The sequence below is a fragment of the Bradyrhizobium diversitatis genome (assembly GCF_016031635.1).
Lineage (GTDB): Bacteria > Pseudomonadota > Alphaproteobacteria > Rhizobiales > Xanthobacteraceae > Bradyrhizobium > Bradyrhizobium diversitatis.
Window position 1 is genome coordinate 191633 of record NZ_JACEGD010000009.1, and the last position, 7239, is coordinate 198871.

A 7239-nucleotide genomic window follows, 5' to 3' on the forward strand; every position below is an offset into this window, starting at 1 on the left:
TCCTTTTCGCGCCTGAAAGCAGGCCGATGCGCGCACGCGGTCGTGGTCTTGAAGCTTTGAAGAACGGCGCGTCGCGCAGCCACGTATGCCGCTCCATCGGCGGCCATACCACGAGCACCCGGCGGCCGGAAAAGCGGCCGGTGCGGGCTTTCATAGTCTCTTCATTCCCTTTAGCGGCTTAAGGTGTCCGCCGGCAAGCTGCAATACGGTCGCCTAGCGCGACCTGAACGGGTGCGCCTTCTGGTGCCAGGCCCAGGCCGTGCGGATCACCGTGGGCAGATCGGAGTGGCGCGGCACGAAGTTCAGCACGTTTCTCGCGGCAGAAGGATCCGCAACGAGATAAGTGGGATCGCCGGCGCGGCGCGGCTTGACGCTGTGTGGCACCTCGCGCCCGGCCTCCTGCCTGATCGCGTCGAGGATCTCGCGTACAGAGAAGCCGGAACCGGTGCCGAGGTTGAAGCTGCCGCCGGCATGCCCTTGTTCCAGAAGCTTCAGTGCCGCGACATGCGCGGCCGCAAGGTCCGTGACGTGGATGTAGTCGCGGATCGCGGTGCCGTCGGGTGTGTCGTAGTCGTCGCCGAACACCGCGAAGTCGACATGTCCCTGAAGCGCCATCATGGCGCGTGGAATGAGATGGGTTTCGTTGTCGCGCAGCTCGCCGATGCCGCCGGCCGGATCGGCGCCGCTGGCATTGAAATAGCGCAGGCAGAAGGCACCAAAGCCGTAGGCGGTGCGGTAGTCGGCGAGCATGCGCTCGATCATCAGCTTCGATGCGCCGTATGGATTGATCGGCGCGCAGGGGAAGTCTTCCGGCAGCGCCTTGGAATCGGCGTTGCCGTAGATGGCGCCGGTCGAGGAGAACACGATGCGATGGCAGCCCGCGTTGCGCATGGCCTGCAACAGCGACAACGTGCCCTGGACGTTGTTGATGTAGTATTTCTGCGGGTCGGTCATGGACTCCCCGACGAGGCTCGCCGCCGCAAAATGCATCACCGCCGTGACCTTGTGGTCGGCGAAAGCGCGCGCCAGCACCGCGCCATCGAGCAGATCGCCCGTCACCAGCGGGCCGGAGACGAAGCTGCGATGACCTGTCGAGAGATTGTCATAAACGACGGGCTGATAGCCGGCGGCGGTCAATGCGCGGCACGCATGCGAGCCAATATAACCCGCACCCCCGGTGACGAGGACGGTCGGTCTGTCGGTCATGTCGTCTTCTGCTCTTCTTCTAGCGGATAGGGCGGTTGCGGCTGAGGAGAAGATAGAGCGCCCGGGGGTTGGTGGTCAAATAGCGCCACAGCAGACGGCGTGGCTCGAGCAAGGTGCGCCAGGCCCATTCGAGCCCGATCTTCTGCATCCATTGCGGCGCGCGCGAACGGCTCCCGGACAAGAAGTTGAACAGGCCCCCGGATGTCTTGATGACGCCAACATTGGTCAGCTGCGCCGAAAACTCCTTCACGAATGCCTGCTCGTTGGGCACGCCGAGCGCGACCCACAGATAGTCCGGCGCCAGGGCGTTGATCTCCTCGACCTTGGCACGCAGCGCCTCGCCGCGCAGATAGCCGTGGCTGCGTCCGACGATTTTGAGCCTGGGATACATCTTCTGGACGTTCTCGACCGCAGCGGCGTTCTCGGCTTCGCTTGCGCCGAACATATAGAACGTGCGGCCGACGGCTTCAGCCTTGCGCGCAACGATATGAAACAGGTCCGTGGTCGCAACGCGCTCCGGCAGCGGGAACCAGGATTGCAGCTTCGAGGCCGCGACCAGAGGCTGACCGTCGGCGTTGATCAGGTCTGCGGCCCGGAACAGCCGCTCGGTCTGCGGCTCGGTCGAGCAGCGTGCCAGCACCTCGCCATTGGCCGAGGTCAGGAACAGCGGGCGGCCGATGCGACTGTCAGGATCGGTCGCCTCGATCATGAAATCGGCGGTGGCTTCCAGGTCGAGCGCGGCCATGCGAAGCCCGCCCACGGTGATTCTCGGCACCTCGGCAGTCGCTGCCCGTCCGTCGAGGTTGACGCGGCGCTCAAGCATATTGTCTGCCTCGATGGCGCGTTTGGATTGCAGGGGTGAGCTCGTCGAGCACGACGCCGACGAGCTTGCGCTCGGCGGGGCCGAGCGCGGCCAGGATCTCTTCCAGGCTGTCGTTGACGTCGAGGCTGGTCGGGAGCACGGCCACCAGCGAGTCGGTGTCGTCGAGCAGCTTGCGGCCGCCGGCCGAGAGCGGCATCGCTGGGCCGTCGAGGATCACGAGATCATAGCCGCCGGCGGAACGGGCCTGCGCAATCGCCTTGCGGATCGCGGCGGCAGCCTTGTCGGCATCGCCCTCCGCGGCGGGCAGCACCGAGATGCCGTTGACCGTCTTGATCTCGCGTGCGTCCTTGCTGCCGATCGAGAGCCATCCGAGCCTGCTCGGTTCGCTCCTGCTGGGACGGCTGACCTTGTTCGAAAGCGAGCGTGCCTGATGGTCGGCATCGATCATCAGCACGCGGGCGCCGTCGCGGGCGGCGGCCAGCGCGAAATTCAGCGTGGTCACGCTACGTCCGGTGGTCTCGCCGGCACCGACGAGCGCGATGACCGGCATCGCCTTGCCGCCGGCGCGCCGGACGACCGCCGCGCGCATGTCACGCCAAGCGTTGAGCAGTGTCGTCAGGGGAAAGCCGGGGCGGAGCGTTGGCCAGCCCAGCCGCGTGAGGTCGACGCCGCCGCCCGTAGCGAGGATGGCGCCGAGCGTGTGGATGACGTCGGCTTCCTGGAAGCGTGCGATCAGCGGCTTCTCGATCACGGGCTTTTCGACCATCGAAGGCTGGAGCGGGGGCGCGACAAGTTCCGGCGGAATCTCTTCAACTTCCGGAGCTCGCGAGGCCGGCGGAGGCGGCGACGCCTCCGGCGGGGGCGCGCGCTGCGGAGCTCTCATTGCATCTGCATCCGGCGCCGGCGTGCGCTGTGGACGGGCAGGCGCCGGCGCTGGTGCGATCGCTCCGGTGAATAGCAACTCGACCGCGACGAACCAGCTCGAGGCCGCGATCGCGCCGAAGATGAAGCCGATCATGGCGAACAAGCTCATCGCGGGCGGGAACGAGCGCCGCTGTGGCACCGTCGCCTCGCCGATGACGCGGGCCGCCGACGTGTTCAGGCTCTCCTGCTCCTCGGTCTCGCGGGAGCGCTTGAGAAAGGACTGATAGACGTCGCGGCTGGCATCGGCTTCGCGCTCAAGCTCGCGCAGGCGCACGGCGGCCTGGCTGAGCTGGACACTCTGCCGCTTCTGCGCTTCCAGCGCCCGGTTGAGCGAGGCTTCGAAATCGCGGGCGCGCGTCAAATCGTTCTTGGCGGACTGGGCGAAGCGGTCGATCTCTTCGTTGATGGTACGCTTGAGGTCCTCGACCTGCTTCTCGGTCTGGCGCAGCGCCGGATGGCGCGGTCCGAGCTCGCCGGCCTGCTCCGCATATTTCTTGCGGGCGTCGGCATATTGCGCGCGCAGATTCGCGATCGTCGGCGATTGCAGCGCCTCGGGGATCGCACCTGCATCCGTGGCCGTGCGCCGGCTCGCCTCGATCTGGTCGAGCCGTGCCTGCGCATCCATCGTCGCCGCACGAGCCGCGGAAAGCCGCTGGTTGCTGGCGGAGAGTTGCTGGTCGCTGATCAGCGCATCCTGGGTGCCGACGAAATTGTTCTGGGCCTTGTAGGTGGCAAGCGCAGTCTCGGCGTTGCGCAGCCGGTCGCGCAGCTCCTTCAGGCGGCTGGAGAGATCGTTGGTAGCGCGCCGTGCGGCCGACGCCTGCGAGCTGCGGGATTCGGCGAGGTAGGCATTGGTCAGCGTGTTGGCCAGCATCGCCGCTTTCGCGGGATCCGTCGACCAGACCTCGATGTCGACGATGAAGCTCTTCTCGGTCTTGCGGACGGTGATGTGCTTGTTCAATGCGTCGAGCGCAGCAAGCTGCACTTCATTCTTCTCCGCGGCGGACGGCGCGCGGGGGTGCAGGCCGATCAGGCCGAGCAGCGACGACATCAGGCTGCTGCCGTCGCCGCCTCCGAATTCCGGATCCTTGTCGAGACCTGCCTGCTGAATCACCTGGAGCAGTACGCTGTTGGAGGTGATCAGGCGCGCCTGGCTCTCCACCACCATGGACATGCCGGAGATGTCCTGGGCGCGGGGCGTGAGTTCGCGGTCGACGAGTTGGAGCTCGCGTGGGTCGACATAGAGCTGAGCGGTGGCGGTGTAGCGGGGCGTCACGCTCTTGCCGGCGACGACTGCGAGCGTCGCGCCGAGCAGGGCGGCCGCGGCGATCGCGACCTTTCGCCGCCAGAGCAAATTGACGAGCTCGAGCACGTTGAAGCCGGCCTGAGGCTTCCGTTGCGGGGCCTCCGGTCCGGTCCGATCGATCGGCTGGTTATAGTCAAGCATGATCCCCAGCTTTCATTCCAACTGCCGCGGGCTGAGGGGTTACTCTTCGCTTTACGCCACGCACCCGGCATATGGGTGCCCAATCAACGCAACAGGGAAAATTAACCATACTCGCTGAGGGACTATTCACGGAAATGGCAAACAAAGCGTTTAAGCGCATGCCACCCCTACGCGCGTCCTCGTGACGCTCGCGATACCGGGATCGTCCAGGGATTAACGATTCGTTACCGCGCGCAACGTGGCCGCGCGCCGCCGCTCGTCCAGCGATGGGCCGGGCACGGGTCATGGCCGTCAGCGCTTCCGCAGGATGACATGATAGTCGCCGCGACGGACGTCGGTGCCGCGCGGCAGCACGGCGTTCAGCATCGCGGCGCCGGCATCGACCAGGGCCGCAAACAACGGTTTGCGCCGGCGCATCTCGGGGTAGCGCGGGCTCTCCACCTCGCGACGATAGATCATCTCGAGGCCGTTGGCGGTCGCGAAAGCCTCGAGCCGGGGTAGCGTCACCAGCGGATGGAAGAACGTCGGGAACGGCGGCTCGCCGGGCAGACCGGCGTCCTTGATGCCGCGGATGTGCCGGTAGAACCAGACGTGAAACCAGTGCGGCGAATATTTGGTGACGACTCCGGAGAGCGAGCGCGGATTGGGCGCGCCGATCAGGATCATCCCGCCGCGCTTGAGCGCGTCACGGAAATTCAGGAGCGCGGCATCGACGTTCGGCAGGTGCTCGATGACGTTGTAGCAGATCACGAGATCGAAGGTCTCGCGCCTGAAGCGGTAGGTCTGGACATCGCCGAGGATCGCCTCGTCGGCGTAGGTGTTGTTGCGGACCTGGTCCTCGTCGATGTCGACGACCGTGACCTTGCTGCGGCTCAGCAATTCCGGTGGCAGGACGCTGCACGAGCCGCCGCCGGCCTCATAGATGGCGAGCCGGTCCTGCGGCAGCTCGCGGCACAGCACGTCGTGGACGGCGAGCAGGCTGTCGCGGGCCTCGCCGGGAACGAGATCATGGAGCGCCTGGGTGGGTGTTATGGCCGCGGAGACATTGATTGCCGTGGCTGTCGCGAAGTCGATCGTGGCTGGCTTGTTCATGATTTTCTGGCCGCGCTTGTTCTATTCAAATTTACAGGAAAAGACTCGCTCGCCCGAAGAGCAAATCCGATGCCGCGCCGTCTCACCGATCGCGGTGCTTACGGTCGGGTTAATGCGTATAGGCGTTAACTACGGCATTGTTCATGTCGAGACGTCGACGGCGCACTGGACCGCGAATTGCACTAGCACGCGTGCGAGGTTTTGCGGCAGAAACACGCGAAGGCGGTTAAGTGCATGGTGTCGTGCCAGGATGACTGGAGATCACCGGGATGGCGTGGCGGATGTGCCGCGCGCCGATCGGTCATTTTGGCACGCATCTGTCCCGCAGCGACGTGCCATCGCGGCACGAGGCCGATCCGCGCGATCGAAGCAGGGCTTTCTCAACATATCTCGGCCATCTAGGACGTCATGACATTGATCCCGACAGACCTGTCCGCCACGCGCATCTCGGACGTCGTGTGCGATCCCAACCGGGAGATCGTGGCGAGCTCCCGCGTCATCGATCTGTCGGTAGGAATTGTCGTCTGCATTCCCTGTTTCCGGCGCCCGCAGCATCTGCGGCTGACCCTGGACTCGCTGGCGAGCCAGCGTACACCCCGCTCCTTTGCCGTCGTTATGGTCGAGAACGACGCTGCGCGGCGCGAAAGCGCGCCGGTCGCCGCTGAATATCTCGCCGATGGCCGGCTCCAGGGCGTCTGCCTCGTCGAGAAGCGGCAGGGGAACTGCCAGGCGATCAACGCCGCATTCGAGACTGCGCAGGGGCTGTTTCCCGCCGCGACGCATTTCCTGATGATCGACGACGACGAGATCGCTTCGCCCGACTGGCTCGAATTGATGGTCCGCACTGCGGAGGCGACCGGTGCCGACGTGGTCGGCGGGCCGGTGCTGCCGGTCTTCGACGACGACAGCAAGCCCTGGCTTTCGCGTCATCCCGCCTTCTGTCCCGCCTACGACTATAGCGGTGCGGTGCCGCTGATCTATGGGTGCGGCAATTGTCTGATCACGCGTGCCGCCTTCGAACGGTTCGATCGTCCCGCGTTCGACCTGCGCTTCAATTTTCTCGGCGGCGGCGATTGTGATTTCTTCGTGCGGTGCCGCGATGCCGGCATGCTGTTCCACTGGACGGCGGAGGCCGTCATCACCGAGACCGTGCCGCACAACCGCACCAGCCTCGGCTGGATCGCAAAGCGCGGCCTGCGCATCGGTGCGATCAACTATCGCGTACAGTACAAGGCCGCGCAGACCACGGCGGCGCGTGCGCGAGTCTTCGCGCAGATGCTTGGGCGGGTGCCGCTGTCGCTGGTCCGCGCCGCAGCCTTGCTGAGCTCGTCGAAGGCAGTCGTCGCGATGCATCCCGTGATGGTTGCGCTTGGCGCCGCCCTGGCGGCCTTCGGGCTCGAGCCGAGGCCCTATGAGGCCTCGAAGATCGTGTCCTGATGCCGCGCGGCGGACTAGGTCGTGGACTCAAACCGCATCCAGATTCGCGTTGAGGCAAGCAAGACGGCGGCAAGGAAGTTGCGGGCGGTCTTGTCATATCGTGTCGCGATACGGCGGAAATGCTTCAACTTGTTGAAGAAGCGCTCGATCAAATTGCGTTGGCGATAGAGGGCGGGATCGACCGAGCGCTGGACCTTGCGGTCGCGGCAGGTCGGGATATGAGCCCGCCCACCACGGCTTTCGACCAGGTCGATGAGAGCACGGGCATCATAGCCGCGATCGGCGACGAGATCGCGGCCGGGTTCGAGCG

6 protein-coding genes are annotated in these 7239 nt (G+C 65.5%); 1 reads left to right on the forward strand and 5 read right to left on the reverse strand.

Annotation, left to right across the window (positions count from 1 at the left end):
• Nucleotides 1-213: 213 nt before the first annotated feature.
• The 4 genes from galE to H1B27_RS11195 form a co-directional block, all read right to left on the reverse strand.
• On the reverse strand, nt 214-1206 hold the full coding sequence (galE, locus tag H1B27_RS11180) for a UDP-glucose 4-epimerase GalE (RefSeq protein ID WP_197966087.1): 993 nt from the start codon (nt 1204-1206) through the stop codon (nt 214-216).
• A 19-nt stretch (nt 1207-1225) separates the two neighbouring features.
• Nucleotides 1226-2029 carry a WecB/TagA/CpsF family glycosyltransferase gene (locus tag H1B27_RS11185; protein WP_197966088.1) on the reverse strand — a complete coding sequence of 268 codons (804 nt, stop codon included), beginning with the start codon at nt 2027-2029 and terminating at the stop codon, nt 1226-1228.
• On the reverse strand, nt 2022-4400 hold the full coding sequence (locus H1B27_RS11190; protein ID WP_197966089.1) for a Wzz/FepE/Etk N-terminal domain-containing protein: 2379 nt from the start codon (nt 4398-4400) through the stop codon (nt 2022-2024). Before H1B27_RS11190 ends, H1B27_RS11185 begins: the two co-directional genes overlap by 8 nt.
• A 291-nt stretch (nt 4401-4691) precedes the next feature.
• Complete coding sequence (locus H1B27_RS11195; RefSeq protein WP_061879029.1) at nt 4692-5492, reverse strand: class I SAM-dependent methyltransferase; 801 nt, start codon at nt 5490-5492, stop codon at nt 4692-4694.
• 408 nt (nt 5493-5900) lie between these two features.
• Between H1B27_RS11195 and H1B27_RS11200 the strand changes: the two genes are divergently transcribed.
• Nucleotides 5901-6929: a glycosyltransferase family 2 protein gene (locus H1B27_RS11200; protein WP_197966090.1), complete on the forward strand. Its 1029-nt coding sequence runs from the start codon at nt 5901-5903 to the stop codon at nt 6927-6929.
• A gap of 14 nt (nt 6930-6943) precedes the next feature.
• Here the strand turns inward: H1B27_RS11200 and H1B27_RS11205 are convergent.
• Nucleotides 6944-7239, reverse strand: a 296-nt coding sequence (locus H1B27_RS11205) for a transposase (protein WP_197966091.1), incomplete at its 5' end; no start/stop codon positions are given.

Bases quoted from the DNA above. Each gene is read 5' to 3' on its own strand.
- galE (WP_197966087.1), bottom strand. From the start codon at position 1,206: ATGACCGACAGACCGACCGTCCTCGTCACCGGGGGTGCGGGTTATATT.
- H1B27_RS11185 (WP_197966088.1), bottom strand. From the start codon at position 2,029: ATGCTTGAGCGCCGCGTCAACCTCGACGGACGGGCAGCGACTGCCGAG.
- H1B27_RS11190 (WP_197966089.1), bottom strand. From the start codon at position 4,400: ATGCTTGACTATAACCAGCCGATCGATCGGACCGGACCGGAGGCCCCG.
- H1B27_RS11195 (WP_061879029.1), bottom strand. From the start codon at position 5,492: ATGAACAAGCCAGCCACGATCGACTTCGCGACAGCCACGGCAATCAAT.
- H1B27_RS11200 (WP_197966090.1), top strand. From the start codon at position 5,901: ATGACATTGATCCCGACAGACCTGTCCGCCACGCGCATCTCGGACGTC.